25 protein-coding genes are annotated in these 26,451 nt (G+C 67.4%); 7 read left to right on the top strand and 18 right to left on the bottom strand.

Translation table 11 applies throughout. The features are described 5' to 3' along the window. Positions 1 to 106: 106 nt before the first annotated feature. The 4 genes from IPU70_RS25290 to IPU70_RS25275 all read right to left on the bottom strand — a co-directional run bounded on the left by IPU70_RS25290 (position 107) and on the right by IPU70_RS25275 (position 2,654). The gene (locus IPU70_RS25290; protein ID WP_207471601.1) at positions 107 to 847 is read right to left on the bottom strand and encodes an aldolase; all 741 of its coding nucleotides are present in this window, start codon (positions 845 to 847) and stop codon (positions 107 to 109) included. Between the two features lie 58 nt (positions 848 to 905). Beyond that, entirely contained in the window at positions 906 to 1,310 is a 405-nt protein-coding gene (locus IPU70_RS25285) for a YchJ family metal-binding protein (protein ID WP_207471600.1), read from the bottom strand. Positions 1,311 to 1,331: 21 nt separating this feature from the next. Next, positions 1,332 to 1,604 carry a GNAT family N-acetyltransferase gene (locus IPU70_RS25280; protein WP_207471599.1) on the bottom strand — a complete coding sequence of 91 codons (273 nt, stop codon included), beginning with the start codon at positions 1,602 to 1,604 and terminating at the stop codon, positions 1,332 to 1,334. Positions 1,605 to 1,703: 99 nt separating this feature from the next. Then, positions 1,704 to 2,654, bottom strand: a complete 951-nt coding sequence (locus tag IPU70_RS25275) for a 3-hydroxyacyl-CoA dehydrogenase NAD-binding domain-containing protein (RefSeq protein WP_207471598.1) — start codon at positions 2,652 to 2,654, stop codon at positions 1,704 to 1,706. Positions 2,655 to 2,773: 119 nt separating this feature from the next. On the opposite strand from IPU70_RS25275, the gene IPU70_RS25270 reads away from it, so the two are divergent. Next, complete coding sequence (locus tag IPU70_RS25270) at positions 2,774 to 3,400, top strand: hypothetical protein (RefSeq protein ID WP_207471593.1); 627 nt, start codon at positions 2,774 to 2,776, stop codon at positions 3,398 to 3,400. A 51-nt stretch (positions 3,401 to 3,451) separates the two neighbouring features. Here the strand turns inward: IPU70_RS25270 and IPU70_RS25265 are convergent, their stop codons facing one another. Then, a complete protein-coding gene (locus IPU70_RS25265; protein ID WP_207471591.1) occupies positions 3,452 to 4,852 on the bottom strand; it encodes an MFS transporter in 1,401 nt (466 codons plus the stop codon). A 112-nt stretch (positions 4,853 to 4,964) separates the two neighbouring features. On the opposite strand from IPU70_RS25265, the gene IPU70_RS25260 reads away from it, so the two are divergent. Continuing rightward, the gene (locus tag IPU70_RS25260) at positions 4,965 to 5,834 is read left to right on the top strand and encodes a LysR family transcriptional regulator (protein ID WP_041655984.1); all 870 of its coding nucleotides are present in this window, start codon (positions 4,965 to 4,967) and stop codon (positions 5,832 to 5,834) included. 92 nt (positions 5,835 to 5,926) lie between these two features. After that, on the top strand, positions 5,927 to 7,342 hold the full coding sequence (locus tag IPU70_RS25255; protein WP_207471589.1) for an amidase family protein: 1,416 nt from the start codon (positions 5,927 to 5,929) through the stop codon (positions 7,340 to 7,342). 27 nt (positions 7,343 to 7,369) lie between these two features. On the opposite strand, the gene IPU70_RS25250 is transcribed toward IPU70_RS25255, so the two are convergent. The 10 genes from IPU70_RS25250 to IPU70_RS25205 all read right to left on the bottom strand — a co-directional run bounded on the left by IPU70_RS25250 (position 7,370) and on the right by IPU70_RS25205 (position 17,512). Then, on the bottom strand, positions 7,370 to 7,906 hold the full coding sequence (locus IPU70_RS25250; RefSeq protein WP_207471587.1) for a GNAT family N-acetyltransferase: 537 nt from the start codon (positions 7,904 to 7,906) through the stop codon (positions 7,370 to 7,372). An 18-nt stretch (positions 7,907 to 7,924) separates the two neighbouring features. Beyond that, a complete protein-coding gene (locus IPU70_RS25245) occupies positions 7,925 to 8,725 on the bottom strand; it encodes a 2-keto-4-pentenoate hydratase (RefSeq protein ID WP_207471584.1) in 801 nt (266 codons plus the stop codon). 4 nt (positions 8,726 to 8,729) lie between these two features. Further along, positions 8,730 to 9,107, bottom strand: a complete 378-nt coding sequence (locus tag IPU70_RS25240) for a hypothetical protein (RefSeq protein ID WP_207471577.1) — start codon at positions 9,105 to 9,107, stop codon at positions 8,730 to 8,732. A 139-nt stretch (positions 9,108 to 9,246) separates the two neighbouring features. Continuing rightward, a complete protein-coding gene (locus IPU70_RS25235) occupies positions 9,247 to 10,527 on the bottom strand; it encodes a glutamate-5-semialdehyde dehydrogenase (protein WP_207471575.1) in 1,281 nt (426 codons plus the stop codon). A 115-nt stretch (positions 10,528 to 10,642) separates the two neighbouring features. Beyond that, a complete protein-coding gene (gene holA, locus IPU70_RS25230) occupies positions 10,643 to 11,698 on the bottom strand; it encodes a DNA polymerase III subunit delta (RefSeq protein ID WP_207471573.1) in 1,056 nt (351 codons plus the stop codon). After that, positions 11,699 to 12,361: an LPS assembly lipoprotein LptE gene (gene lptE / locus IPU70_RS25225; RefSeq protein WP_207471571.1), complete on the bottom strand. Its 663-nt coding sequence runs from the start codon at positions 12,359 to 12,361 to the stop codon at positions 11,699 to 11,701. A gap of 11 nt (positions 12,362 to 12,372) precedes the next feature. Then, positions 12,373 to 15,030: a leucine--tRNA ligase gene (gene leuS, locus IPU70_RS25220; RefSeq protein ID WP_207471569.1), complete on the bottom strand. Its 2,658-nt coding sequence runs from the start codon at positions 15,028 to 15,030 to the stop codon at positions 12,373 to 12,375. 84 nt (positions 15,031 to 15,114) lie between these two features. Beyond that, a complete protein-coding gene (locus IPU70_RS25215; protein WP_207471563.1) occupies positions 15,115 to 16,335 on the bottom strand; it encodes an MFS transporter in 1,221 nt (406 codons plus the stop codon). 42 nt (positions 16,336 to 16,377) lie between these two features. Further along, a complete protein-coding gene (locus IPU70_RS25210; RefSeq protein ID WP_207471561.1) occupies positions 16,378 to 16,890 on the bottom strand; it encodes a MarR family winged helix-turn-helix transcriptional regulator in 513 nt (170 codons plus the stop codon). Between the two features lie 151 nt (positions 16,891 to 17,041). After that, entirely contained in the window at positions 17,042 to 17,512 is a 471-nt protein-coding gene (locus IPU70_RS25205; protein WP_013395432.1) for an HU family DNA-binding protein, read from the bottom strand. Positions 17,513 to 17,820: 308 nt separating this feature from the next. Between IPU70_RS25205 and IPU70_RS25200 the strand changes: the two genes are divergently transcribed. From IPU70_RS25200 to IPU70_RS25185, 4 genes are all read left to right on the top strand, one after another. Then, positions 17,821 to 18,981 carry a D-alanyl-D-alanine carboxypeptidase family protein gene (locus tag IPU70_RS25200; protein ID WP_207471554.1) on the top strand — a complete coding sequence of 387 codons (1,161 nt, stop codon included), beginning with the start codon at positions 17,821 to 17,823 and terminating at the stop codon, positions 18,979 to 18,981. Positions 18,982 to 18,993: 12 nt separating this feature from the next. Continuing rightward, positions 18,994 to 19,542 (top strand): hemerythrin domain-containing protein, encoded by a 549-nt coding sequence (locus IPU70_RS25195; RefSeq protein WP_207471552.1) that lies wholly within the window; start codon positions 18,994 to 18,996, stop codon positions 19,540 to 19,542. Positions 19,543 to 19,622: 80 nt separating this feature from the next. Then, complete coding sequence (locus IPU70_RS25190) at positions 19,623 to 20,495, top strand: phosphonopyruvate hydrolase (RefSeq protein ID WP_207471550.1); 873 nt, start codon at positions 19,623 to 19,625, stop codon at positions 20,493 to 20,495. 127 nt (positions 20,496 to 20,622) lie between these two features. Further along, positions 20,623 to 22,380: a SulP family inorganic anion transporter gene (locus IPU70_RS25185; protein ID WP_207471548.1), complete on the top strand. Its 1,758-nt coding sequence runs from the start codon at positions 20,623 to 20,625 to the stop codon at positions 22,378 to 22,380. Between the two features lie 18 nt (positions 22,381 to 22,398). Here IPU70_RS25185 and IPU70_RS25180 read toward each other — a convergent pair whose 3' ends face one another. The 3 genes from IPU70_RS25180 to IPU70_RS25170 are packed head-to-tail and all read right to left on the bottom strand — an operon-like array spanning position 22,399 to position 26,272. Further along, positions 22,399 to 23,163, bottom strand: coding sequence for an ABC transporter ATP-binding protein (locus tag IPU70_RS25180; RefSeq protein ID WP_207471546.1), 765 nt, complete (start codon positions 23,161 to 23,163; stop codon positions 22,399 to 22,401). Next, the gene (locus IPU70_RS25175; RefSeq protein WP_207471544.1) at positions 23,160 to 25,049 is read right to left on the bottom strand and encodes an ABC transporter permease; all 1,890 of its coding nucleotides are present in this window, start codon (positions 25,047 to 25,049) and stop codon (positions 23,160 to 23,162) included. The genes IPU70_RS25180 and IPU70_RS25175 overlap by 4 nt, the downstream gene beginning before the upstream one ends. After that, a complete protein-coding gene (locus tag IPU70_RS25170) occupies positions 25,049 to 26,272 on the bottom strand; it encodes an ABC transporter substrate-binding protein (protein WP_013395425.1) in 1,224 nt (407 codons plus the stop codon). Before IPU70_RS25170 ends, IPU70_RS25175 begins: the two co-directional genes overlap by 1 nt. Positions 26,273 to 26,451: the final 179 nt, after the last annotated feature.

Below are 26,451 nucleotides of genomic sequence, written 5' to 3'. Positions count from 1 at the left end.
GTGGCGCCGGATGGCGCGCGCGATGACAAGGGCCACAACCCATGAAAAATCCCTCGCAGGAAGATCCTGCGAGGGATTTTGTTTTCAGGCGCGCCGGTAACGACGGCTAAGGCAATTGGCGCCGCAAGGCGGCGAAGAATAATTCGGATTGCAGGCGTTCGCTTTGCACCTGTGCAGCAACCTTGGCTGCGAGTGCGGGGTTGACGGGCACCAGCGGGCGTCCCGTGGATTGCGCCAGCACCTGGGCGGTACAGGCGCGTTCCAGGAAGAACAGGTCGTCGTAGGCATAGTCCAGCCGTTCGCCGCAGACGACCACGCCATGGTTGGCGAGGAACACCACGTCCGCGCCCTGCATCGCGCGCGCGATGCGTTCGCCCTCGCTTACGTCCAGAGCCAGGCCGTTGTAGTGTTTGTCGACCGCCAAGCGGCCATGAAAGCGCATGGCATTCTGGGACAGCGTGGTATCGAGCGCCCGATCGGAGGTGAGGGTCAAGGCCGTGGCGTAAGGCATGTGCGTGTGCAGCACGCAGGCCTTGCCAGCGATGCGGTGGATGGCGGCATGGATGAACATGGCCGTGGGTTCGACTGCATGGCGGCCCGCGAGCTTGTTGCCTTGGGCATCGATCAGCACGATGTCTTCCGCCTGCACTTCATGCCACATGAGTCCGCGGGGATTGAGCAGGAAATGCTCCGGATCGCCGGGCAAGGCCACGCTGAAATGATTGCAGACGCCTTCCCCCAAGCCATGTGCCGCCGCGGCCCGCAATGCGAGCGCGAGGTCGGCGCGCAATGCCGCGACAGGTTCAGCGTGAAAGAGCGCTTCGGTGTGGCGAGGATCCTGGTTCATGTCTGCCTTTTCTGATGTCTGGGTTGAGGAAGGCCTGGTCCGTCAGTGCGGGCCAGGATCAGTACAGGTCGCCGTCCACGTAGAACCATAGTCCGTCTTCGCGCACGAAGCGGCTGAGTTCATGCAGGCGATGGGCGCGGCCGGCCTGTCGGCTGCGGGCGACGAATTCCACGGTTGCGTGCTCAGGGTCCTGGCTGCCTGTTTGCTTGATTGCCAGTCCCAGCCATTTCAGGTCGGGCGGATTGGGATCGAGAGACGCGGGGCGGGTGCTCGGGTGCCAGGTCGCCAATAGATAGGGCAACTTGTCCAGCACGAAGGCGCTGTAGCGCGAGCGCATCAGCGTCTCGGCGGTGGGTGCCTGCATGGCCTGCGGCCCTTCATGCCAGCGGCCGCAGCATTCGGAATAAGGCTTGGGGCCGCCGCAGGGACAGGCCGCAGCCTGAAGCTTGGATTGCTTGGTCACGGTACGAAACGCAGAAGAAGCTCAGGCCAGCAGATCGCTGTATTCAGGATGGCGGCGGATATAGGCGTCGGCGTATGAGCACAAGGGCCGCACCTTCCAGCCCCGGGTGCGCGCGTCGTCCAGCGCGTACTTGGTCAACGCAGCGGCGATGCCACGGCCGCCTACCTGGCTGGGCACGCCGGTGTGCGTGATGGCCATGGTGTTGCCTTGCAGCTGGTAGTCGAGCACGCACAAGACGCCATCAACGGTGGTGGTGTAGCGGGAATGGGCGGTTTCATGCGTTACGGAGATCATGCGGAGGAATCCTGCGATGGAATGGCCGGCTACTGTCAGCCGGCTTGATGGGCTATGGGGCGCATTCGCCCCGTGTTGCTGCCATTGACTGCTGCCGGTTCAGCGTTGCAGCACTTTCAGCAGCGCGGTGAGTTGGGCGTCACGAGCCTGGACCAGGTCGGCGATGCTGCGCTGGCCTGCTTCGACGTTGACGCCTTCGATCAGGCGCTGCCGCAGCTCGGGAGTGACCTCGGGTGCGCCCAGGTCGTCCCACCAGGTTTGTACCGGACCCAGCAGGTGCTCCATGAAATTGGCCAGGCCGCCCGCACCACCGCCCAGATTGAAGGTCATGTGCGGACCGAACAAAGCCCAGCGCAGGCCGGGCCCTTGCGACACGGCGGCGTCGATGTCGGCGACGCTGGCCACGTTCTCGGCAGCCAGGTGTATCGCTTCGCGCCACAGGGCCGCCTGCAGGCGGTTGGCGATGTGGCCCGGCACTTCCTTGTTCAGGCGGATGGGGTACTTGCCCAGGCTGCGATAGAAGGCGATGCAGCGATCGATGGTCTCGGCCGAGGTCTGGGTGCCGCCCACCACCTCGACCAGGGGGATCAGGTGCGGTGGATTGAACGGATGCCCGATGACGAAGCGCGAGGCATGGCGGCACTGCGATTGCAGGCGGCTCATGATGAGACCGGACGAGCTGGACGCGACGATGGCGTGCGCAGGCAGCACGGCATCCATGCGCGCGAACAGCGCAGTCTTGAAGTCTTCGCGCTCGGGCGCGTTTTCCTGCACGAAGTCCACACCGGCCAGCGCGGCCTCCAGGTCCGGTTCGAAGCTCAGGGCTTCGGCCGAGGCGCCGGGCAGCACGTGCCCGAGTTCTGACAGCACGGGCCATGCTGCCTGCACGCGCGCGCGCGTCAGCGCTTCGGCGTCGGCGGCCGGATCGCTGACGACGACCTCGAGGCCGCGAGCGAGGAACAGCGCGGCCCAACTGGCGCCTATGGTGCCGGCGCCCACGATGGCGACTCGGCGGATGGCGGGCGGGCTGGACGTGGCAGTGGTGGACATGCGGGTCTCCTGTGTGCGCGGATAGGAGCATTGTGAAGCAAACGCCGACGCGTTGCCACGCGCAGGCGGCGCGGGCAAGATAGTGGCTTCCTTCCGCTTCAAGAATCCAGGAATCCCGCATGAACGCGACCCCAGCCCATCGAACGGCCGTGCCGTACTTTTGCCAATGGGAGTCGGCGCATCTGGCCAGCGAGATCATCCAGGGCAAGCTGGCCCTGGTCGATGATCCTGCCTGGCGCGGCTCGGGCGCGCGTGATGCGGACGAGTATGGGCGCTGGGCCAGCCACGTTTGCGGCATGGCTTGCCTGAAGATGGTGCTGGCGGCACGTGACAGGCGGCATTACCCCACGCTGGAGCTGGCGCGGGGCAGCTTGCCTTACGGCGCCTATACCGTGGAAGGCGAGCAGATCAATGGCATGATCTACGCGCCGTTCGTGCGCTATGTGGACGAGGTATTCGGCCTGGCGGCGCGCGTGCATGTCGATCTGCGCGCGGACGAACTGCATGGATTGATGTCGCGGGCCGCCTACTTCATGGCCTCCGTGCATCCCTGGATACGCTGGCCCGACCGGCAGCCGCCCAGGAAAGGCGGGCACCTGGTGCTGGTGACCCGCGCAACGCCCGATTCGGTGACCTTCCACAATCCCTCGGGCGAGCCCGGCACGCAGGCCGATGTCGAATTGCCGCTGGCCGTTTTCGACGAATTCTTCGCGGGGCGCGGCGTGGCCATACTCGCGGCCGCTTGAACGAGGCGAGGGCAGCCGGCCTGATTTCCGCGGCTGTCTTCGTGCCGGAGGTCAGGCGTTGCGGGCGCGGCGCAGATGCCGCCACACCAGCGCAACCGCAGCCAGATAGCTTGCGCCGATGATGCAGTAGGCCGCGGGCAGACTGGCGTGCCAGTCCGGCAGCAGATGCAGGATGGTGCCCATCAGCGCGACCCCGACCAGGGCACCGGATTGGCGGTTCGCGTTCAGCGCCGCGGCGGCGCTGTTCGCGTGGCTCTTGCCCGAAGCCTGCATGACCACGCTGGTCATGGCGGGCACGGCGATGCCCACGCCCAGATTGGACAGCGCGACGGCGACGGCAAACGGCCAGTAAGCCATGTCCGGCGAGAAAGCGAAAGTGCCCATGCTGCTCATGATGGCGGCTAGCGACAATCCGCCCAGCAGCGCCGTCGACACGTTCCAGCGCGCCGAGATCCGGCCCGACATCAGGTTGCCGATGGAGAATACCGCCAGCATCGGCACCAGTTGCAGCCCCGTCTGCAAGGCGTCCGCGCCGCGCGCCTGTTGCAGGAACAGACTGAGCAGGAAAAGCTGGCCGTAGGAGGCAAGATTGATCAGAAAGCCCACGCCGTTGGCGGCCGCGAATTGCGCGGTCGCGAACAGGGCGCGCGGGATGATGGGCTCGGCGTGGCGGCGCTCGCGCCGCACCAACAGCGCGGCGGCGGCCAGGCAGAGGGCAACCATGCCCAGGATGAGGCTGGAAGACCAGCCATAGGCATTGCCCTGGATCAGCACGAAGCACAGCGACGACAGGGCGATCACGCCCAGCAGATGGCTTAGCGGATTGAGCGCGCGCGGCCGGCGCGGCGCGGCCTGGATGCGGCGCCGCGCCAGCCACAAGCCGGCCAGTCCCAGCGGGATGTTGATGAGAAAGATCCCGCGCCAGCCGAATTGGTGGATCAGCACGCCGCCCAGCAGCGGGCCGGCGGCGCCTGCCACCGCCACGATGGCGGACCAGGCTGCCAGCATGCGGTTGCGCACCTGCTCGTCGTCGTAGGCATGGGTCAGCAGGCTGAGGGAACTGGGCATGAACAGCGCCGCGCCCAGGCCCTGCAGCATGCGGGCCAGGATCAGCAGGTCGGCATCCGGCGCCAGCCCGCAAAGCAGCGACGCCAGGGTGAAGACGCCCAGGCCGGCCAGATAGACCGTCTTGGCGCCATAGCGGTCGGCCAGCGCGCCGGCCACCAGCAGCAGGGCCGCGAAGGTAAGCGTGTAGCCGTCCACGATCCAGACCAGATCCGTCAGCGGCACGGTGAACTGGACCGCGATGCTGGGCAGGGCGACGTTGACGACGGTCACGTCCAGCATGGCCATGACGAAGCCGATGGCCAGCGTGACGAGCGGCAGCAGGCCGGCTGCCGCGGGCTTGGCGTCCAGCGAGGGCGCGGGGATATTGGGACAGGCGGAGTTCATGGTTGAGGCGTACGGCGGCTTTCGAGGAGTGAAGCTTAGGCGCTTTGGTTGATGCAAAAAAGCAGAATAATTGCTTTATAGTCATGCAAAAATGCATCTTCGAAAGGCTGTCATGGACTGGGACAACGCCAGGATCTTCCTGGCCATCTATCGGGTCGGCACGCTGCGCGGCGCGGCGGCGCTGCTGCAGGTCGACCAGGCCACGGCCGGGCGCAGGCTGGCGGCGCTGGAAGCCTCGCTGGACGCGCGACTGTTCCTGCGCACCCCGGGCGGATACGTCCCCACGGCGGCGGGCGAGCTGGCGTTCGCGGCGGCGGAGCGCATGGAGCAGGCGGCGGATCAGTTGCAGCGCCAGATGCAGGGACTGGACCACCGGCTGTCGGGCGTGGTCCGCGTGGCGACGTCGGAAACCGTCGCCACTTACTACGTCATGGAGGCGGTCCGGCGCGTGCATGCCCACCATCCCGACATCCGCGTCACGCTGTCCACGGCGATCCAGCTCAGCAACCTGACGCGCCGCGAGGCGGATCTGGCGATCCGCAACATCAGGCCGGACAATCCCGACCTGATCCACCGGCATCTGGCGCGCAAGGAGGTCGGGCTGTATGCCTCGAAGGCCTACCTGGAGGCGCATGGCGAGCCGCGGCTGGGTACGGCCTTCGCGGGGCATACCCTGGTGACCTACCAGCAGGCGGTGCTGCCGGGCTGGTCCGATACCTTCTGCGGCGAGCCCACGGGCAACGGACGCATGGGTGTCGAGTTGAATTCCGGCCTGATGATCATCGAGGCCGTCGCGGCGGGCCTGGGCATAGGCCAGGTGCCCACGCACATGGCGCCCCAGTACCCGGATCTGGTGCGCATCTGGCCTGCCCGCAGCGAACCCTACGATCTATGGCTGGTGATGCACGGCGACCTGAACCGCACGGCCCGCGTGCGCGCCGTGGCCGACGCCATCGTCGAGGTCTTCGAAGAGGACCAGTAGGCGCAGGCCGGGGCGCGGCGGCTTGTGGGCGGACGCGGCTGGCGCTAAGGTTGGCCTGACCCATCAACGCAACCATGACTCAGGAGTCGCGCGTGTCCGATCTTTGGCGTTTGTCCGCAGTTGAGCTTGCCGCCCGCATCCGCAAGCGTGAAGTGTCCGCCCGCGAGGCCGCGCAAAGCGCGTTGGGGCGGCTGGATGCCATCAATTCCGCGATCAATGCGGTGGTGGACCATAGGCCGGAAGATGTGCTGGCCCAAGCCGCGCAAGTGGATGCCATGCTTGCGCGCGGCGAAGACGCGGGACCGCTGGCCGGCGTGCCCGTCACAGTGAAGGTCAACGTCGATCAGGCGGGCTACGCCACGACCAACGGCGTGCGCCTGCAGCAGGATGTGATCGCCGCCGGGAACAGCCCGGTGGTGGACAATCTGCGGCGCGCGGGGGCCGTGATCCTGGGCCGCACCAACACGCCCGCGTTTTCCTTGCGCTGGTTCACCGGCAACGCGCTGCATGGCGACACGCTGAACCCGCGCAATCCGGCGCTCACGCCCGGCGGCTCGTCGGGCGGCGCGGCCGCCGCGGTGGCGGCCGGCATCGGGCATCTGGCGCATGGCACGGATATCGCCGGCTCCATCCGGTATCCGGCCTATGCCTGCGGCGTGCACGGCCTGCGGCCGTCGCTGGGACGCGTGGCGGCATACAACGCGGCCTTGCCGGAGCGCTCCATCGGCGGGCAACTGACCGCAGTGTCCGGCCCGCTGGGGCGCAGCATCGCCGACCTGAGACTGGGCCTGGCCGCGCTGGCGGCGCGGGATCCGCGCGACCCGTGGTGGGTGCCGGCTCCGCTGGTGGGGCCCGAGGCGCCGCGCCGGGCCGCGCTGTGCCTGAATCCTGACGGAATGGATACCCAGCCCGCCGTGGTCAAGGCCTTGCAGGAGGCCGCGCGCCGGCTCAGCGAGGCAGGCTGGACGGTGGACACGCTGGATGCGGTGCCGCCGATGCAGGAGGCCGCGGACCTGCAGATCCGCATGTGGCTGGCCGATGGTTACGAAGCCATGGTCGCGGCCGCGGAAAAAGAGGGGGACCGCGGCGCCCTGGTGGCGCTGGCCGGCCAGCGCGACAAGGCAGCTGGCGCCGACCTCGCCAGTTTTTCGGCCACGTTGACGCGGCGCGCCACCTTGACACGCCTGTGGGAGCTGTTCTTCGCCGAATATCCCGTGCTGCTGCTGCCGGTGTCGGCCGAACTGCCGTTTCCGGACAAGCTGGACCTGCAAGGCGATGCTGCGTACGCGCGCGTCTGGCGCGCGCAGATGACGCAGATCGGCGTGCCGTTCATGGGCTTGCCGGGCCTGTCGGTGGCGATGGGCAGCGCCATGAGCGGCGCGGGCGCCAGCCCGGTCGGCGTGCAGGTGGTGGCGGGGCGCTACCGCGAGGATTTGTGCCTGGACGTGGGTGCAATCATCGAAGCGGCCGCAGCCCCCATCGACATCGCCGAGCCCCCAGCCCGCTAGCGTGCCGCGCGCCTGCGGCGGGCGGAGTCAGGCAGCTGGCGACGCCGGCTGCGCGCTGCGCCATTCCGAGCGCAGCAGTCCCATCATGCCGGTGTCCCAGCGTTCCGCGCCCGCCCGCGTCGACGAGCGCCTGACGCCTTCGAGGGTGAAACCCAGCGCTTCGTAAGTGCGGATGGCGCGTTCATTGAACATGTAGACATTAAGCTCCAGCCGCTCGATGCCGGGCGTCTGAAACGCTTCGTCTATCAGCAGAGCGACCATGGGACGGGCCAGGCCCAGGCCGCGCTCGGCCGGCGCAATGGCGACGCGGCCCAGGCGGGCGTTGCCGTCGCGCCAGTCGTAGGCCAGCTGTGCATGGCCGATGGGAGAGCCGTCGCGGCAGACCATCCAGCAGCGGCGGCTGGGCGGCGTGCTGAGCCCTTCCGCCAGCATGGCGGTCGCGTCGGCCTGCGCCAGCGGAAACGACAGGTGCGAGCCGCCCCATTGCACCACCTCGGGCAGGCTGGAAAACCAACTGGCCAAGAGCGGAAAATCCGTGAGGACAAAGGGGCGCAAGGCGAGCATGGCGAGGGTTCCCGGGCGTTATTGGTTGCCTGCCTGGTTGCTGAAGCGCAGGCGTAGGATGCCGAGGTCGCCGTAGGCGAGTTCCAGGTCGCGGCTGGCGGGCACGTCCAGGAATCCGGCATAGGAACCGGTGATGACGTGCTGGCCGGCGCGCAGCCCCAGGCCTTGTTCGCGCAGGAAGTTGGCCAGCCAGTACAGCCCCGCCTTGGGGCGGTCGTTCGGGTGGATGCCCGCATGCTGCTCGGTTTCGGCGCCGTCCACGGCCAGCGTGATGCTCATGCTACCGGGCGCATCGTGCGGCGAGGCGATGCGTGGACCTAGCACCAAGCCCTGGTTGAACATGTGGTCGGCCAGCAGTTCCGGCAGGCTGGCGTGTTCCGGAGCGGCATAGCGGCAACCCAGTACTTCCAGGGCCAGGCGCGCGCCGCCGATGGCCGCGTCTACTTCGGCTTCGCTGTAGGGCTGGGGGCGGGCAGGCAGATCCCGTGCGATTTCGAACGCGATCTCGGGTTCGATGCGCACCGTTGCGGTCCGGGCCGCGACCGGGCCGGCTTCGGCATAGGCGACGGTCGAGGCGTAGATGGGCGCGACCACGCTTTTCTCGGGCGTGGGCAACGCACTCTTCCAGGCGCCGATGTCGTCCTGATGCTTTTCAAGCAGCAGTTGCGCGGTGCGTTGCTGCACGGCGAAGGCCTGGTTCAGCGATTGCGGCCGGCAGTCGGCGGGCAGGCGCGGGCCGGCCACGCCGGATTCGCGCGCGGCGATCAGGTAGCGTGCAGCATCGAGGCTGCCTGGGTAGTCTTCGATCTTGATCTGCATGTGTTCAAGCTCCTACAAACAGCATGATCCAGAGGACGATCATGGCGATCAGGCCGAGCCAGCAGGAGCCCCAGAAGCCGACGATGGGCCATTTCAGAGCCAGCGGCGTCTTCTTCGGGTCAACGTGCGGGAGCAGATCGTTGGCGTTGCCGATCAGCCAGAAACGCGTGTCGGGAAACATCAAGCGGAAGAAATAATCCAGCATGATGGACGCCTGGATCGCGAGCGGATACTGATTGAACGGGCGGTGCTGCAGATACGGGTGCTTCAGCTTGGCGTTGATCTGCTTGCGCTTGAAGAACAGCACGATGCCGCAAAGCGTGCAGGTGAAGAAGCAAAGCAGGAAGAGGCTGAAGGCCATGGCCATGGCGGGTGAGTACATGGGGGATCTCGGGAAGACGCGGTGTGCCGCGTTCGGATGATGGGAAAGCCTGCGAAAAATTGCCGACCGTATTGTAAAAGGCTTGCCGCGGCCCCGTGTTCAGGGCCGCGTCAGTCTTCGCGCGCCGCCGCGCCCAGGGTCAGCCGCGTACCTGGCCTTCGCCGCTTAGCACCCATTTCAGCGTGGTCAGGCCTTCCAGGCCGACGGGACCACGCGCATGCAGGCGGTTGGTCGAGATGCCGATCTCGGCGCCCAGGCCGTACTCGAAGCCGTCGGCAAAGCAGGTCGGCAGGTTGACGTAGACCGAGCTGGAGTCGACCTCGCGCTGGAAGCGCTGCGCGGCGGACAGATCTTCGGTGACGATGGCGTCGGTATGGCCAGAGCCCCAGCGCGCGATGTGCTCGATCGCGTCGTCCAGCGTATCGACGATGCGCACCGCCAGGATGGGGCCGAGGTATTCCGTGGCCCAATCTTCTTCGGTGGCCGGCTTGGCGTGCGGCAGCAGAGCCAGCGTGCGCGGGCAGCCGCGCAATTCGACGCCGTACTCGGTGAGCGCCGCAGCCAGGCTGGGCAGGATGGAAACGGCGGCCACGGCGTCGACCAGCAAGGTTTCCATGGCGCCGCAGATGCCATAGCGGTAGGTCTTGGCGTTGAAGGCGATGGCATGCGCCTTGTCCGGGTCCGCTGCCGCATCGATATAGATGTGGCAGTTGCCGTCCAGGTGCTTGATGAGCGGCACGCGCGCTTCCTGCGACAGGCGGGCGATCAGGCCCTTGCCGCCGCGCGGCACGATGACGTCGATATGCTCGGTCATGGTGATGAGCTTGCCGACCGCAGCCCGGTCGGCCGTGGCGACGACCTGCACCGCGTCCTGCGGCAGGCCCGCGGCGGCCAGGCCGGCCTGCACCACGCGGCCCAGCGCGATATTGGAATGCAGGGCCTCGCTGCCGCCGCGCAGGATGGCGGCGTTGCCGGATTTCAGGCATAGCGCAGCGGCGTCTATGGTCACGTTGGGGCGGGATTCGTAAATGATGCCGATCACGCCCAGCGGCACGCGCATCTGCGCCACGCGCATGCCGTTGGGGCGCACGCTGGTGGCGGTAATGCTGCCGATGGGGTCGGGCAGGGCGGCGATCTGGCGCAGGCCCTCGGCCATGTGCGCCAGGGTCTTGTCTGAGAGGGTCAGACGGTCCAGCAGGGCCGGTTCCAGGCCGTTGCTGCGCGCCGCCGCCAGGTCTTTCTCGTTGGCGGCCTTGAGTTCGTCGTGGCTGGCGGCCAGGGCGTCGGCCATGGCCAGCAGCGCCTGGTTCTTGGCGGCGCCATTGGCGCGCATCATGGCGCGCGAGGCGCGGCGGGCGTTTTCGCCCAGGGTGAGCATGGCGTGTTCGATGGAGGACGAGGACATGGCGGCGTCGATCATGAAAGTGGGGCGGCGCGGGCGCCGCCTGGAGATTCAGTTTATATCCGGGCGTCAGACCGGGCGAGTTCCAGCGGGAGGGCCGGAAGGGAAGGCGAAGGCGGCGGCTATGCCGCCTTCACGGTCGTCCGCCGGCGGCGGCGACGCGCAACGCGAGCCGCGTCATTTCTTCCCAGGGATCGGACAGGCGCCCAGGCACGGACAGGCCCTTGATCAGGCGGTCGACCTCATGGGCGTGCTGCACGGCGGCGGGCCACACGTTCGGCTGCACCCGGCCGAGCGCCTGCAACGCCAGGCGCTCATGCGCGCCAAAGATGCGCAGGCGGCGCATCAGGCCGTTGACGTCCTGGCCCAAGGCCCGGGCTTCCGCGACGCGGGCCAGCAGGCGGATTTCCTCGCCGACCGCCCACAGCACCAGCGGCAGGGCTTCGCCTTCGGCGCGCAGACCGTCGATCATGCGGATGGTGCGGCCGATGTCGCCGGCGAGCATGGCGTCACGCAGGCCGAAGACGTCGTAGCGCGCCACGTTCAGCACCGCGCGTTCCACGTCCTCCGCGGCCAGTTGGCCTTCGGGGTAGAGCAGGCCGAGTTTCTGGATTTCCTGGTGGGCGGCCAGCAGATTGCCTTCCACCTTGTCGGCCATCCATTGCAGCGTGGCGCTGTCGGCGCGCTGGTTCTGGCGCGCCAGGCGCATGCCGACCCAGGCGGGCAGGCGGCCGCGCTCGATGTTGGCGATGTCGACCATCATGCCGCCGCGGTTCAGCGCCTGCACCCAGCGGCTTTCGCGGGTGGCCTTGTCCAGGCGGGGCAGGGCGATCAGGACGAGCGTGTCGGGATCGGCCTGCTTTTCAGCCTGTTCGGCCAGCTTGGCCAGGGTGTCGGCCCCGGACTTGCCGGGCTTGCCGGTCGGGATCTTGATTTCAAGAATGCGGCGGTCGCCGAACAGCGACACGCTCTGGGTGGCGGCGGTGACCGAACTCCAGTCGCTGCGCGCGTCCATCACCATGGACAGGCGCTCGCTGTAGCCCGCGTTGCGGGCCGCGGCGCGCAGGGCGTCCACGGCCTCGGTCACGAGCAGGGGTTCGTCGCCGGACACCGTATAGAGCGGCGCCAGGCGGTTGCCTGGCCGCTGCAAATGCTCGGCCAGGCGATCCGCGTCCAGGGGTTGTGCCATTTAGCGCAGGATGGCCGGATCTGTGGTGGACGGCGTCTGCCACGGCGCGGGCGTGCGCTTCTGATCCGGCGCGGTCGGGTCGTATAGCGGGGTCTCGCCGTCTTCGGCACGCTGTTCTGCGTTCTCGAACGCCTTGCGTATTTCCGGCGCGGTCATGCGGCGCAGCAGGCGGGACACGAGGTCGCGCTGCATGGCCTTGTACAGCGTTTCGATCTGGCCTTGCTTGGCTTGCACGACCTGGTCGTCGTAAGGCATTTCGCGATAGATCGACAGTGTCGTATCGGGGATCAGGGCGCGGCCCTTGGCGTCGATGAGGCGGAAGGTGTAGTTGATGCCGAGTTCGTACTCCTCGACGCGGCCCTGGGCGTTCAGCGAGACTTCCCGCAGGGTACGGACCTCGTTGACCTGCTGCAGGATGGCCTGGGCCTCCTTGGGAGAGGACACGAGCTTGGTGTCCGGCGAGGCTGCGCGCAGCGCGCGGCGCACGTCGGCGCCGAACTGCGTGGTGTCAGAAATGCCCACGTACAGCGTCTCGAACGGCATCGGCGTGACTCCCCGCAAGGCGAAGCCGCAAGCGGAAAGCAGCATGAACAGCGCCAGGCAGGCGCCGCGCAGCAGCCAGGACTGGCGGGGGGAATGCGTTTGTTGCCCGGCGAAGTGCATGCTTGACCTCATCAGCCTACGACGTTGACCAGTTTGCCCGGAACCACGATGACGCGCTTGGGCGGACGGCCTTCCAGGAAGCGGGCGACCTCTTCCTGGGATGCCGCGAGCTTTTCGATGTCTTCCTTGGCGGCCTTGGCGGCCACGCGGATGGAGCCGCGCAGCTTGCCATTGACCTGGAGCATCAGCTCGATCTCGTCGGCGACCAGCGCCGCCTCGTCCACGTGCGGCCAGGGCGCGTCGAGCAGGTCGCCCAGCTCGTGCGCATAGCCCAGGTCGCGCCACAGGTGCCAGGTGATGTGCGGCACCACGGGGTACAGCACGCGCAGCAGCACGCCCAGCGTTTCGGCGTAGGCGGCGTCCGCGGGCGCTCCTTCGGGCAGCTTGGCGTCGTCGATGGCGTTGAGCATCTTCATGCACGCGGACACGACGGTGTTGTACTGGATGCGCTGGTAGTCGTAGTCGGCTTGCTTGAGCAGGCCGTAGACTTCGCGGCGCAGATCCTTGACCGGGGCCGGCGCCTGCGACCAGTCGGCGCCATGGGCCAGGCCGCGCGCGATGGCTTCGCGCTGGCCGTAGCTGATGGACCAGAGGCGGCGCAGGAAGCGGTTGGAGCCTTCGACGCCGGAGTCGGACCATTCGAGGGTCTGTTCCGGCGGGCTGGCGAACATGACGAACAGGCGGGCCGTGTCCGCACCCAGAGTGTCGATCAGCGATTGCGGATCGACGCCGTTGTTCTTGGACTTGGACATGGTGCCCACGCCGCCGTAGGTGATGGCGGAACCGTCCGACTTCAGCTTGGCGCCGACAATGGCGCCGCGGTCGTCGTAGACGTTTTCGACGTCTTCCGGCCAGAAATACTCGATGCCGCCCTGGGGCGTCTTGCGCGAGTAGATATGGTTCAGCACCATGCCCTGGCACAGCAGCTTGGTGAAGGGTTCGTCGAAGTTGAGCAAGCCCATGTCGCGCATGACCTTGGTCCAGAAGCGGGCGTACAGCAGGTGGAGCACCGCGTGTTCGATGCCGCCGATGTACTGGTCCATCGGCATCCAGTAGTCATTGCGCGCGTCGACCATGGCGCGGTCGTTGCCCGGCGAGGTGTAGCGCATGAAATACCAGGACGAGTCCACGAAGGTGTCCATCGTGTCCGTCTCGCGGCGCGCCGGCTTGCCGCAATTGGGGCAGGCGCAGGACAGGAAGGCCTCGTTCTTGGTCAGCGGGTTGCCGCTGCCGTCCGGAATGAGGTCGTCGGGCAGGACCACCGGCAGGTCTTTTTCCGGAACCGGGACCGGACCGCAATCCGCGCAATGGATGATGGGTATCGGGGTGCCCCAATAGCGCTGGCGCGAGATGCCCCAGTCGCGCAGGCGCCAGGTGGTCTGCTTTTCGCCCAGGCCTTGCGCGCCCAGGTCGGCGGCGATGGCGTCGACCGCTTCCTTGTGCGAGAGGCCGTCGTACTTGCCCGAATTGATGGTGCGGCCGGCCTGCTTGTCGCCGTACCACTCCTGCCAGGCGTCGGTGGAGTATTCCTTGCCGGCCACGTCTACGACCTGGACGATGGGCAGGTCGTACTTCCTGGCGAAGGCGAAATCGCGCTCGTCATGCGCCGGCACGCCCATGACGGCGCCGTCGCCGTAGCTCATGAGCACGTAGTTGCCGACCCAGACCTCGACCTCGGCGCCCGTGACCGGGTGCGTGACGAAGAGGCCCGTGGGCATGCCTTCCTTTTCGCGCGTGGCCATTTCGGCCTCGGTCGTGCCGCCCAGCTTGCATTGTTCGATGAACGCGGCCAGTTGCGGGTTGGACAAGGCGGCTTGCGTGGCCAGGGGGTGCTCCGGCGCCACGGCGCAGAAGGTCACGCCCATGATGGTGTCGGCGCGGGTGGTGAAGACGTACAGCTTGCCGTCCTGGATCAGCTGGCCGTCCTGGCCGGTGATCTGGTGCGGGAAGGCGAAGCGCAGGCCCTCGGATTTGCCTATCCAGTTTTCCTGCATCAGGCGCACCCGCTCGGGCCAGCCGGGCAGGTCGTTCTGGACCGCGCCCAGCAGTTCGTCGGCGTAATCGGTGATGCGCAGGTAGTAGCCGGGGATTTCGCGCTTCTCGACCAGCGCGCCCGAACGCCAGCCGCGGCCGTCGATGACCTGTTCATTGGCCAGTACGGTCTGGTCCACCGGATCCCAGTTGACGACCTGGGTCTTGCGGTAGGCCACGCCCTTTTCCAGCATCTTGAGGAACAGCCACTGGTTCCACTTGTAGTACTGGGGATCGCAGGCGCACATTTCGCGCGACCAGTCGATCGCCAGGCCCATCGCCTTCATCTGCTTCTTCATGTAGGCGATGTTGTCGTACGTCCACTTCGCCGGCGGCACCTTGGACTTGATGGCGGCGTTTTCCGCCGGCATGCCGAAGGCATCCCAGCCCATGGGCATCAGGACGTTGTAGCCGCGCATGCGCAGCTGGCGCGCCATCATGTCGTTGATGGTGTAGTTGCGCACGTGGCCCATGTGCAGCTTGCCGCTGGGGTAGGGCAGCATGGAGCAGGCGTAGAACTTCGGCTTTTCGGAGCCGTCGGCGTTCTTGGCTTGTTCATGGACCAGATAGACGTCGCGGGCCTGCCAGTCTTGGTGGGCGGCTGCTTCGACGGTAGTGGGAAGGTAACGTTCCTGCATGGGCTCGTGCACGGTGGCAAAAAAGGGTGAGCCGCCTCGCCGCGTGGGCGCGGAGGCGGTCAAAACCCCTGATTATAGGAGGTGCTAGGCGCGGGCAGGGGACGGAGCCATTTCCGGGATGCGCGCACTGGGCGCCAGGGCGCCGTAAGCCAGTGTAATCACCCCGAGGACGGCGCCCGCCGTGACCACGCCGGGCCAGCCAAAATGGGCGTACAGCCAGGACGATACCAGCGAACCGGATGCGCCGCCGATGAAGTAGCTGGTCATGTAGCCCGCGGTCAGCCGGCTGCGCGCCTCGGGGCGCAGCCGGTAGAGGGAGCTGGTGTTGGTGACGTGCACGCCCTGGATCGCCAGATCCTGCACCAGGATGCCGGCCAGCAGGGCCAGCACCGACATCTGGCCGAACGCCATCAGTCCCCAGGAGCCCAGCAGCAACAGCAGCCCGACGCGGGTGGCCAGGTTACCCATGCCCCGGTCTGCCATACGGCCGAAGCGGTTGGCGGCGTAGGCGCCGGCGGCGCCCGCCAGGCCGAACAGGCCTATGGTGGTGTTGCTGTATTGGTACGGCGGGCTGGCCAGGAGGAAGGTCAGGGGCGTCCACAACATGCTGAAGGCCGCGAACAGCAGTCCGCCCAGCAGCGAACGGGCGCGGAACAGCGGTTCCTCGATGAACATGCGCAGGATCGAGCCCAGGAGGCGCGGGTAGCTCAGTCCGGCCGGACTCTGGTGGCGCGGCAGCAGGCGCCACAGGGCGGCGGACATGCCCAGCGTCAGGATGGCCGCGACCCAGTACACCGTTCGCCAGCTGCCCACGTCGGCGAGCGCGCCCGCGACGGTGCGGGCCAGCAGGATGCCCAGCAGCAGGCCGCTCATGACCGTGCCCACGGCCTTGCCCCGTTCGTGGGGCGCGGCCAGCGTCGCGGCGAAGGGCACCAGGATCTGCGCCACCACGGACAGCATGCCGGTCAGCGCGGTGCCCAGGATCAGCACGGTAATGTTGGGGGCGAAGGCGGAAATCAGCAGGCCGACCGAAGACAGCAGACTCATCAGCACGACCAGGCCGCGGCGCTCGAACATGTCGCCCAGCGGCACCAGCAGCATCAAGCCCAGGGCGTAGCTCAGTTGCGCGGTGGTGACGATAGTGCCGGCCGTGGCGGTGGACAGCGAGAATTGCTCGCTGATGGTGTGCAGCAGCGGTTGGGCGTAGTAGTTGCTGGCGACGGCGAGGCCGGTGGCCACCGACATCAGCAGGATGATGGGCGCGGTCAGTGCGGGCGTCTGGGAGGACTGGGAAGCGGAAGTCATGGATCTGGATAGGGGAGGGCGGCTGCGGAAAAGGGGCTCGGTTCAGGTGCCGATGCCGCCGGGCGTGTCCTGGTCTTGCTTGATCAGCAGCTTCTTGAGCAGGCCGGCCAGCTGCTTGCGCTCGCTGGCGGACAGGGGCTCGAGCAGTTCATTGAGGTCTTTCAGGTAGTCCTTCAACACCAGCTTGATGGTGCGCAGGCCCTCGGCCGTGAGCGACACGATGACGCCGCGCCGGTCTTCCGGGTTGGGGCTGCGCGTGAGCAGGCCGGCCTGCTCCAGGCGATCGAGCCGGTTGGTCATCGCGCCGGAGGTCAGCAGCAGGGCCTCCACCAGCTTCTGCGGATTCAGCGCATAGGGGGCGCCGCTGCGGTACAGCGTAGCCAGCACGTCGAATTCGCCCTGATGCAGGTCGTAATTGCGGAAGCTGCGGTTCACGTTGCGCGCGGCCAGCGCGTTCAGGCGGAACACGCGGGTGACGACGGACATGGCGGCGAAGTCCTGGGCTGGGCATTCGCGGGTCCATTGCGAGATCACCAGATCGACAAGGTCATTCATGGATAGACGGCGTTTATTTTTACGTGAAGTATCTTAACATGAAGATAAATTAGGATGAGGACGCCATGCGTGCGGCAAGCGCCGCGGCAAAAAAGAAGGGCCCGCCTCTCGCGAGGCGGACCCTTCCGGCTTGACCGGAACTACGCGCGAATTACTGCGCGGCGTCCTTCAGCTTCTTGAGCGGGCGAACCTTCACCTTGACCGAAGCCGGCTTGGCGGGGAACCAGCGCTCTTCGCCGGTGAACGGATCCTTGCCGAAGCGCTTGGCCTTGGCGGGAACCTTCTGCACGGCAACCTTGAACAGGCCGGGCAGCGTGAATTCGCCGGCGCCCTTCTTGTCCACGGAGCTCAGCACCGAGGTTTCCAGGCTGGCCAGGACGGCCTTGACCGACTTGGCTTCAACGCCGGATTGCTCAACGATGTAGGCGATCAGCTGGGTCTTGTTCAGAGCAGCCTTGATGGCCTTGGGGGCAGCAGCGACCTTCTTGGCGGCGACGACCTTCTTGACGGCCGGCTTGGCAGCGGGCTTCACAGCGGTTTTTGCGGCGGTTGCCTTCTTTGCGGGCGCCTTGACGGCGGGCTTGGTGACTTTCTTGGCAGGAGCTTTTGCTTTCGTGGCCATGGTCAAAATCCGTATGTTGAGGACATGGAGCAGCGCGCGCGCCGGATATCGGCGTTTAACGCTACGCGGCCGATGATAGCGGAAGAGTGGCGGTTAATGCGGTTTTCTAGCGGGTTTTTGACCCTTGTTTGTTGTTTTCGACACAGAAAGTGCTTTGTAGAAGGGGCCTCGCAAGATGTCGTGACATTCATAGCGCTTTTTTTCAGATGTCTGCGGCACTGAACCAACTGCGCCGCGCGTGTTCCAATTGCGTGCCCTGCGCGAGGCCCGCGCGGGAAAAACCCAAGCATGGAAGTGAAGCAAGCCATATGTTGATGAAGAAGTTGGCGGCGAGCCTGATCGTCGCGGCCGCGTGCATGTCGGGAGCCATGGCGCAGACGGTGCCTGCTCCGGCCTTGTCGGCCAAGGCCTGGCTGCTGCTGGACGAGACCAGCGGACAGGTGATCGCGTCGCACGCGGCGACGACCCGGATCGAGCCCGCGTCCCTGACCAAGATCATGACGGCCTACGTGGTGTTCGAGGCTCTCAGCAAGAAAGAGCTGTCGGCCACGCAGCTGGTCACGGTGTCGACCCGCGCCTGGAAGGTGCCGGCGGGCAGCTCGAAGATGTTCCTGGAGCCTGGCTCGAAGGTGTCGGTGGATGACCTGCTGCGCGGACTGATGATCCAGTCGGGCAACGACGCCGCCATCGCGCTGGCCGAGGCGGTGTCGGGCAGCGTCGAGGCCTTCGTGGCGCGGATGAACGACACTGCCGCGAAGTTGGGCCTGCACGCCACGCGTTTCGCCAGCCCGCACGGCCTGCCGGATCCGGAGACCTACTCCACCGCCAGCGATCTCTCCATCCTGGCCACGCGCTTCATCCGCGACTATCCGCAGCTCTACAAGACCTACGACTCGGCCAAGCAGTTCACCTTCAACAAGATCACGCAGCCCAACCGCAACCGCCTGCTTTGGCTGGATCCCAGCGTGGACGGCCTGAAGACCGGGCACACGGAGTCGGCCGGCTACTGCATCGTCGCCACCGCGCAGCGGCCCAATGGCGCCGATCAACGCCGTCTGATCACGGTGGTGGTGGGCACGGCCTCGGACAAGCTGCGCACGCAGGAAAGCCGCGAGTTGCTGGAGTGGGGCTTTCAGGGGTTCAATACCATCAAGTTGTACGCGCGCGGCCAGGCCGTCGCCACGCCCGAGGTCTGGAAGGGCGAGCAGGACAGCCTGAAAGCCGGATTCGCGCGCGATGCGTACGTGACGGTGCCTGCGGGCGCCAAGGTCGAGCCGGTGTGGACGCCGCAGGACCCGCTGATCGCGCCGATCGCGGCCCAGTCCCCGGTGGGCGCGGTGCGCGTGTTGGTGGACGGCAAGCCCGCCATGCAGTTTCCCGTGGTGGCGCTGGAACCAGTGGCAGAGGCGGGATTCGCGGGGCGCGCGTGGGATTCCGTCCGCTTGTGGTGGCGTGGCCACGCCGGATAACGGAGGTGTGTGATGGCGGTGAGCTTTCCTGGAGGTCCGGCCCCGGCGCCGGGAGCCGATGATCCGCTGGCCCTGCTGTCGGCCTGCCATGGACGCATTTCCCGCCAGTGCGCCACGCTGGGGCGCCTGGCCGGGCACCTACCCGTGCACGGCAGCGACGCGGCGGCACAGACCGCGGCGGCCAGCGTCCTGCGCTATTTCGATACCGCGGCCGCGCACCATCACGAGGACGAGGAAGAGGACCTGTTCCCGGCCCTGATCGAGTCCATGGCCGGCTCCGACGCCGTCTGCCTGCATGCGCTGGTGGACGGCCTGGTTGCCGAGCACCGGCAACTGGCGCAGCGCTGGGAGCCCTTGCGCCAGGCGCTTGCCGAGATCGCGGCGGGCCGCCAGGCCGAACTGCCCGCGCGCCAGATCCAGGATTTCACCGAGGCCTACGCCGCGCATATCCAGCGTGAAGAGAGCGAGTTGCTGCCGATGGCGGCGCGGCTGATTCCGGACGACGCGCTGGCCGCCATCGGGCAGGCCATGAAGGCGCGGCGCGGCGGCGAAGCCGGCTGAGGTTCCGGCCGCGCCGGGATTGGCGCTACGATGGCCGCAGCCGGCGCGCGGCGCGCCGGGTTTGCGCCTACGCTCCCGCCATGAACAGAAACGCCTGTTTCCGCCAGAAATTGCAGGACCCCGTCTTGATGCATGCCATGTCGGCGCATAACCCGCTGTCCGCCAGGCTGGCGGCCGAGGCTGGGTTCGACGCCATCTGGGGCAGCGGCTTCGAACTGTCGGCCAGCTACGCGGTGCCCGACGCCAATATTCTTTCGCCATCGCAGCACCTGGAAATGATGCGGGCGATCGCCGCCGTGGTGGACGCGCCCGTCATCGCCGATATCGACACGGGATTCGGCAATGCAATCAACGTCTCCTACATGGTGCCGCAGTACGAAGCGGCGGGCGTGTCGGCGGTGGTGATGGAGGACAAGACCTTTCCCAAGGACACCAGCCTGCGCGCCTCCGGCAGGCAGGAATTGGTGCGTATCGAGGAGTTCCAGGGCAAGATCGAAGCCGCCTGCGGCGCCCGCCGCGATGCGGATTTCTGCGTTATTGCCCGGACCGAGGCCCTGATCGCCGGCGCCGGCGAGCAGGAGGCGCTGGCCCGCGCCCATGCCTATGAAGCCGCCGGCGCGGATGCCATCCTGATCCATTCCAAGCAGAGCACGCCTGACGAGATCCTGTCGTTCGTGGCCGCATGGCAAGGCCGCGCGCCGCTGGTGTTGGTGCCTACCGCCTATCCCCAGTTGCGCGAATCCGATATCCAGGCGCTGGGCAAAGTGGGCCTGGTGATCTATGGCAACCACGCCATTCGCGCCGCGGTGGGGGCGATGCGGGACGTATTCGCCCGCATCCGCCGCGATGGCGGCATCCACCAAGTGGGCGCCAGCCTGCCGACGGTCAAGGAAATCATCGCGTTGCAGGGCGATGCCCGCATGCGGGAACTCGAAAGCCGCTACCTGAAGTAGCCGGGACGCGTTGCGCGCGGGGGGCGCTAGCGTTTACGCTAGACGACCCGCCGCAGGCTCTGTGCGCCGCAGGCGGGCCGATCAGAAAGCAGATGCCAAGGGACAGGAAAGAATGATGCAGGGGGGGATGAGCGTCGCGCGCCGGTTGTTCGGCTCGTGGGTGGACGAGGTCAATGCGCGGACCTTGCGCGCGGATGCGACGGCGGGCCTGCTGGGCGCGCTGCTGGTGCTGCCGCAGGGCGTGGCGTTCGCCATGCTGGCGGGCCTGCCGCCCGAGTACGGCCTGTATTCCGCCATCGTGCCCTGTATCGTCGCGGCGCTTTTCGGCTCCAGCCGCCACGTCATGTCAGGCCCGACCAACGCCAACTCGCTGGCGCTCTATGCGGTGCTGACGCCGCTGGCGGTCGCCGGCAGCCAGGGTTACATCCAGTTGGCGCTGGCCGTGACCGTGCTGGTCGGCTTGATGCAATGGCTGGTGGGGACGCTCAGGCTGGGATCGCTGGCGCATTTCATTTCGCCTTCGGCGCTGTTCGGCTTCACCAGCGGCGCGGCCCTGCTGATTGCCGTGCATGCGCTGAAGGACGCTCTGGGCATGCCCGCGCCGGACGTGCACGGCGCGGGAGCTTTGCTGGCAAGCCTGGCCACGAACATCGCGCAGGTGCACTGGGGCGCCTTGCTGGTGACGCTCACGACGCTGGCGGTGGCGCTGCTGCTGCGGCGGCTGGACAAGCGCAAGCCCTATATGCTGGCGGGATTGGCCGCAGGGGCGCTGGCGGCCGCCGGGTTCAACGCGATGACCGAGGGCGCGCCGGTGTCCGTGCTGGGCGCGCTGGCGCAACCCTGGCCGCCTTTCCATATTCCCAGCGTGGACTGGCGCGCGCTGCCCGAACTGCTGAGCGTGGCCTTCGCGCTGACCATCGTGGCGCTGGCGCAGTCCATTTCCATCGCCAAGGCCGTGGCCACGCGTTCAGGCCAGCGCATCGACGCCAACCGCGAATTCGTGGGGCAGGGGCTGTCCAACATCGTGGGCGGCTTTTTCTCCTGCTATCTGTCGTGTGGATCGCTCAACCGTTCCATTCCCAATTACGAGGCCGGCGCCAAGACGCCGCTGGCGTCCGTGTTTTCGGCCTTGCTGCTGGTGGCGCTGGTGGCCTTGTCGGCGCCGCTGCTGGCCATGATTCCGCATGCCGCGATCTCCGGGCTGCTGCTGCTGGTGGCCTGGACCCTGTTCGACATTCCGCGCTGGCGCCAGCTTATCCGCACCCAGCGCGGCGAAGCCGTCATCGCCGCCGCCACCCTGGCCGCCACCATCACCATACGCATGGAAGTGGCGATCCTGCTGGGCACGGTGCTGTCGCTGATGGTCTATCTGCACCGCACCTCGCGGCCCGCGATGCGTACCATGGGCTTCGATTCGCGCGGACTGGAGCGGCGTTTCGTGGTGCTGGAGCATCAGCCCGACGCCTTGCCTGAATGCCCGCAACTGAAGCTGCTGCGCATGGAAGGTTCGGTCTATTTCGGCGCCGCCACGCACGTGGCGCAGCGGCTGCATGAACTGCGCGCCGGGCCCGACGCGCCGCGCCACCTGCTGGTCATGGCCAAGAGCATGAATTTCATCGACATGGCCGGCGCGCAGGTCTGGGAAGACGAGCTGGCCGCCCGACGGGCCATGGGCGGCGACCTGTATTTCCACCGCCCCCGGCCGGAAGTGTTGGACATGTGGCGCCGCACGGGATTCCTGCAGCGTTTGGGCGAAGATCACATTTTTCCCGACAAGGCGACGGCGCTGCACACGATCTATGCCAAGCTGGACCGCGGCATCTGCGAGGGGTGCCAGGCCAAGATTTTCTGGGAATGCCAGCCCAACGGGCTGAGGGATGACTGAGGCCGGGCGCGCCGGGATTCAGGCCGGCTGTGGCGTTTCCGTGCCCAGGTAGGCGGCGCGGACCCGCTCGTCGGCCGCAATCTGCGCCGGTTCGCCCTCGGCCAGCAGACTGCCGCGCACCAGCACCGCGATGCGGTCGGCGTGTTTGAAGACCACGTCCAGGCTGTGCTCGGTGAAGAGGACCGCGATGCGCTGCGTGTCGGCCAGCGTGCGCGTCAACCGCATCAGCGCATGGCGTTCATTGGTGGCCATGCCCGCGGTGGGCTCGTCCATCAGCAATAGCCGCGGCTGGTGCGCCAGCGCCATGGCCAGTTCGACCCGCTTGACGTCGCCATAGGCCAGCGTGCCGCAATGATCCTCCGACTTGTCGGCCATCTGCACCTGCGACAGCAGCGACATGGCTTCCTCTGCCGCGTAGCGGGTGGCCCGGCGCCACGGGTTCAGCAGCAGCCCGTCGCGCGACAGCAGCGCCGTCTGCACGTTCTCGCGCACTGTCATGGAGCGGAAGGTGGCGGCGGTCTGGAAGGTGCGTCCCACGCCCAGCCGGCAGATCTTGCCGGCCGACAGGCCCACCAGCTCGCGGCCGTCCAGCAGGACCGAGCCGGAGTCGGGCCGCAATTGGCCGCCCAGCGCATTGAAGCAGGTGGATTTGCCGGCGCCGTTGGGGCCGATCAGTGCCAGCATCCGGCCCGCTTCCAGCGTGAACGACACGCCGGCCAGCGTGTCGATGCCGCCGAACGATTTGCGCAGTTCGCGGACTTGCAGCAGCGGGGCGGCGGTCATGCGCGCCTCCTGTTCCAGCTTGCGGCGATGCGCGCGGCGGCGCCGGCCAAGCCCTCGGGAAAGGCCATGACCAGGGCCAGGATGGCCAGCCCCAGCACGGCGTGCCAGTACTCGGTGCTGCGCGCGGCCGCATCCTGCAGCCAGGTGTAGGATGCCGCGCCGACCAACGGGCCGGCCAGGGTCTGCAAACCGCCCAGCAGCACCATGACCAGCCCGTCCACGGACCGGCTCACGGCCAGCGTGTCGGGCGCGATGCTGCCCTTGGAGAACGCGTAGAGCGACCCGGCCAGGCCCGCGGCAAAGGAGGCGGCCACGAAGCCCGCCCATTGCACGCGCCGCGTGTCCATGCCCAGGGCTTCGGCGCGCAAGGACGAGTCGCGCACGCCGCGCAGGGCGTAGCCCAGCGGCGAGAACGCCAGGCGGCGCAGCCAGGCGATGCCGGCCACGCACAGCGCCAGCGTGAGGTAATAGAACCAGGGGCCCTGGGTGAGCCAGGCCGACGGCCACAGTCCGATCAGGCCGTTGCTGCCGCCGGTCACGTCGTCCCACTGATAGGCCAGCGCCCAGAGGATCTGCGCCACCGCCAGGGTCAGCATGGCCAGGTACACGCCCGACAAGCGCACGCAGAACCAGCCGAACAGCAGCGCGCCCAGCGCCGCGGCGAAAGGACCCAGCAGCAGCGCCGCTTCCATCGGCACGGCCGCCAGTTTCAAGAGCAGCGCGGCGCCGTAGGCGCCCAGGCCGAACCAGGCCGCGTGGCCGAACGAGGTCATGCCGGCCAGTCCGGTCAGGAAGTGCAGGCTGGCGGCAAACAGCGCGGCGATCAGGATTTCGGTCAGCAGGATGCCCAGGTAGGGGCTGTACGCGGCCGCCACGGGCGCCAGCGCCAGCAGCGCCAGCAGCAGGCCGTAGGCCAGCCGCAGGCGGCGGCCCGCCGGGGCGATGGGACGCTCGGGCGCGGCGGCGTGGGAGGCGGGCTCTGGCGGCTTCCCCAGCAGGCCCCAGGGCCGCACCACCAGCACCACGGCCATCACGGCGAACTCGGCCAGCAGCGTGAGCTTGGACAGGTTGAAGAGCCAGGGGCCGATCTGCACCTGTCCCAGGAACACGAACAAAGCCTTGACGGAGCAGATCAGCAAGGCGGCCAGGAAGGCGCCGGGAATCGAGCCCAGGCCGCCCACCACTACCACCACGAAGGCGCTGGCAATGATTTCCAGGTCCAGCCCGAGCGTGGCGGGCACGCGCGGCGCCGCCAGCGCGCCGCCCAGGCCGGCCAGGAAGGCGCCCAGGGTGAATGCGGAGGTGAACAGCCAGGCCTGGTTCACGCCCAGCGCGGCCAGCATCTTGCGGTTTTCAGCCGCGGCGCGCAGCAGGCGGCCCCAGCGGGTGCGCATCAGCAGCAGCCACAGCAGGCCCAGCACCACGGGGCCGGCGGCGATCAGCAGCAGGTCGTATTCGGGATAGCGGCGGCCCAGGATCTGCACGGCGCCGGACAGGCCGGGGGCGCGCGCCGCGAACAGGTCTTCCGGCCCCCAGATGGCCAGCGCCGCGTCGCCGATGATGAGCACCAGCGCAAAGGTGGCCAGCAGCTGGAACAGTTCGGGGGCCTGGTACAGGCGCCGCAGCACCAGCCATTCGGCGGCCGCGCCGATGAGTCCCGTGGCCAGCGCCGCCAGCAGCAGTCCGGCCCAATAGCCCGCGCCGTCGCCGAAATAGCCGGTGAAGGTCCAGGCCAGGTAGATGCCCAGCATGTAGAACGAACCGTGCGCGAAGTTGACCACGCGCGTGACGCCGAAGATCAGCGACAGGCCGGCGGCCACCAGGAACAGCGCGCTGGCGTCCGCCAGCCCATTGAGCAGCTGCAGCAGCAGCCCGGACAGGCTCATCAGTGCGCCGGACGCATCTTGCGCACTTGCTCGTCAGGCGGCTGCAGGCGGGCGCCGTCGATGTAGGCGAAATCCTTCATCACGCCCTTGCCGTCTTCCACCGCGGTCACGCCGACGTATACGCCCATGGTCGACTGGTGGTCGATCTTGCGGTACTGGATCGGGCCGTAGGGCGTGTCGACCTTCAGGCCGGCAAAGGCGTCGACCAGTTTTTCGGTGTCCACTTCGCCAGCGGCCTTCAGGCCCTGGGCGATGGACATGAGGGACGCGTAGCCCACGACCGAGCCGACCTTGGGCGTTTCGTTGTAGCGCTTCTTGTAGGCCTCGACGAAGGCGTTGTTGGCCGGCGTGTCGATGGCGTACCAGGGGTAGCCGGTGACGATCCAGCCGGTGGGCGTATCGGCGCCCAGCGGCTCCAGGTATTCGGGTTCGCCGGACAGTACCGACACCACGGCGCGGTTCTCGAACAGGCCGCGGGTATTGCCTTCGCGCACGAAACGGGTCAGGTCGGCGGCGAACAGCACGTTGAAGATCGCGTCGGGCTTGGCATCGGCCAGTGCCTGCACCACGGCGCCCGCATCGACCTTGCCCAGCGGCACGGCCTGCTCGGCGACAAATTCCACGTCGGACTGGAACGAGGTCATCATGGCCTTGAAAGTGGCCACGGCGGACTGGCCGTATTCATAGTTGGGGTAGACGATGGCCCAACGCTTTTTGCGCAAGGCCAGCGCCTTGGGGGCCAGCGCCGCCACGTGCATCCAGGTGGACGGACGCAGGCGGTAGGTGTAGCGGTTGCCGTCCTGCCAGGTGATCTTGTCGGTGAGCGGCTCGGCCGCCAGGAAGAACACCTGCTGCTGCTTGGCGAAGTCCGTCAGCGCCAGGCCGGTATTGGACAGGAAGCCGCCGAACAGCAGCTCAACCTTTTCGCGGGCCAGCAATTCCTGGGCCGCGCGCACCGAATCGCCGGGGTTGCCGTTGTCGTCGCGCGAAATCACTTCCAGCTTCCTGCCCAGCACGCCGCCGCCGGCGTTGACCTCTTCCAGCGCCAGCTGCCAGCCCTTCTTGTACGGGCCGAGGAAGGCGGGGATCGCCTTGTAGCTGTTGATCTCGCCGATGCGGATGGGCGGCTCCTTGTCCTTGGCCGAGGCGGCGGGAGTCAGCGCCAGGGCCAGGAGTGCCGGCGCCACGGCGCGGCGCAACAGGGTAAGGCAGGGACGGAACATGTCAGGTATCGCGTGGAGAGGGAATCTGGCGCCAGCAGGCGCGGCGGATGACAGCGGCCCAATTGGAACATGGGCCTTCGCCCCGGGGCAATAGACAGGCGCCCCACGCGGCGTCCGCGCGGAAATGAAAAAGGCCCTGCGATGCAGGGCCTCTTTGTCTTGCGGGAAAACCGGCTGAA

The sequence above is a fragment of the Achromobacter sp. SD115 genome (assembly GCF_017355315.1).
In the GTDB taxonomy this organism is placed as follows: domain Bacteria; phylum Pseudomonadota; class Gammaproteobacteria; order Burkholderiales; family Burkholderiaceae_B; genus Achromobacter; species Achromobacter xylosoxidans_B.
This window is presented reverse-complemented; position numbering and strand designations above follow the sequence as displayed.

Bases quoted from the DNA above. Each gene is read 5' to 3' on its own strand.
- IPU70_RS25215 (WP_207471563.1), bottom strand. From the start codon at position 16,335: ATGACTTCCGCTTCCCAGTCCTCCCAGACGCCCGCACTGACCGCGCCC.
- IPU70_RS25170 (WP_013395425.1), bottom strand. From the start codon at position 26,272: ATGTTCCGTCCCTGCCTTACCCTGTTGCGCCGCGCCGTGGCGCCGGCA.
- IPU70_RS25175 (WP_207471544.1), bottom strand. From the start codon at position 25,049: ATGAGCCTGTCCGGGCTGCTGCTGCAGCTGCTCAATGGGCTGGCGGAC.
- IPU70_RS25240 (WP_207471577.1), bottom strand. From the start codon at position 9,107: ATGTACTCACCCGCCATGGCCATGGCCTTCAGCCTCTTCCTGCTTTGC.
- IPU70_RS25180 (WP_207471546.1), bottom strand. From the start codon at position 23,163: ATGACCGCCGCCCCGCTGCTGCAAGTCCGCGAACTGCGCAAATCGTTC.
- IPU70_RS25200 (WP_207471554.1), top strand. From the start codon at position 17,821: ATGTTGATGAAGAAGTTGGCGGCGAGCCTGATCGTCGCGGCCGCGTGC.
- IPU70_RS25195 (WP_207471552.1), top strand. From the start codon at position 18,994: ATGGCGGTGAGCTTTCCTGGAGGTCCGGCCCCGGCGCCGGGAGCCGAT.
- IPU70_RS25190 (WP_207471550.1), top strand. From the start codon at position 19,623: ATGAACAGAAACGCCTGTTTCCGCCAGAAATTGCAGGACCCCGTCTTG.
- IPU70_RS25265 (WP_207471591.1), bottom strand. From the start codon at position 4,852: ATGAACTCCGCCTGTCCCAATATCCCCGCGCCCTCGCTGGACGCCAAG.
- IPU70_RS25275 (WP_207471598.1), bottom strand. From the start codon at position 2,654: ATGTCCACCACTGCCACGTCCAGCCCGCCCGCCATCCGCCGAGTCGCC.
- IPU70_RS25210 (WP_207471561.1), bottom strand. From the start codon at position 16,890: ATGAATGACCTTGTCGATCTGGTGATCTCGCAATGGACCCGCGAATGC.
- leuS (WP_207471569.1), bottom strand. From the start codon at position 15,030: ATGCAGGAACGTTACCTTCCCACTACCGTCGAAGCAGCCGCCCACCAA.
- IPU70_RS25250 (WP_207471587.1), bottom strand. From the start codon at position 7,906: ATGCTCGCCTTGCGCCCCTTTGTCCTCACGGATTTTCCGCTCTTGGCC.
- IPU70_RS25205 (WP_013395432.1), bottom strand. From the start codon at position 17,512: ATGGCCACGAAAGCAAAAGCTCCTGCCAAGAAAGTCACCAAGCCCGCC.
- IPU70_RS25185 (WP_207471548.1), top strand. From the start codon at position 20,623: ATGAGCGTCGCGCGCCGGTTGTTCGGCTCGTGGGTGGACGAGGTCAAT.
- IPU70_RS25245 (WP_207471584.1), bottom strand. From the start codon at position 8,725: ATGCAGATCAAGATCGAAGACTACCCAGGCAGCCTCGATGCTGCACGC.
- IPU70_RS25270 (WP_207471593.1), top strand. From the start codon at position 2,774: ATGAACGCGACCCCAGCCCATCGAACGGCCGTGCCGTACTTTTGCCAA.
- IPU70_RS25260 (WP_041655984.1), top strand. From the start codon at position 4,965: ATGGACTGGGACAACGCCAGGATCTTCCTGGCCATCTATCGGGTCGGC.
- IPU70_RS25280 (WP_207471599.1), bottom strand. From the start codon at position 1,604: ATGATCTCCGTAACGCATGAAACCGCCCATTCCCGCTACACCACCACC.
- holA (WP_207471573.1), bottom strand. From the start codon at position 11,698: ATGGCACAACCCCTGGACGCGGATCGCCTGGCCGAGCATTTGCAGCGG.
- IPU70_RS25290 (WP_207471601.1), bottom strand. From the start codon at position 847: ATGAACCAGGATCCTCGCCACACCGAAGCGCTCTTTCACGCTGAACCT.
- IPU70_RS25235 (WP_207471575.1), bottom strand. From the start codon at position 10,527: ATGATCGACGCCGCCATGTCCTCGTCCTCCATCGAACACGCCATGCTC.
- lptE (WP_207471571.1), bottom strand. From the start codon at position 12,361: ATGCACTTCGCCGGGCAACAAACGCATTCCCCCCGCCAGTCCTGGCTG.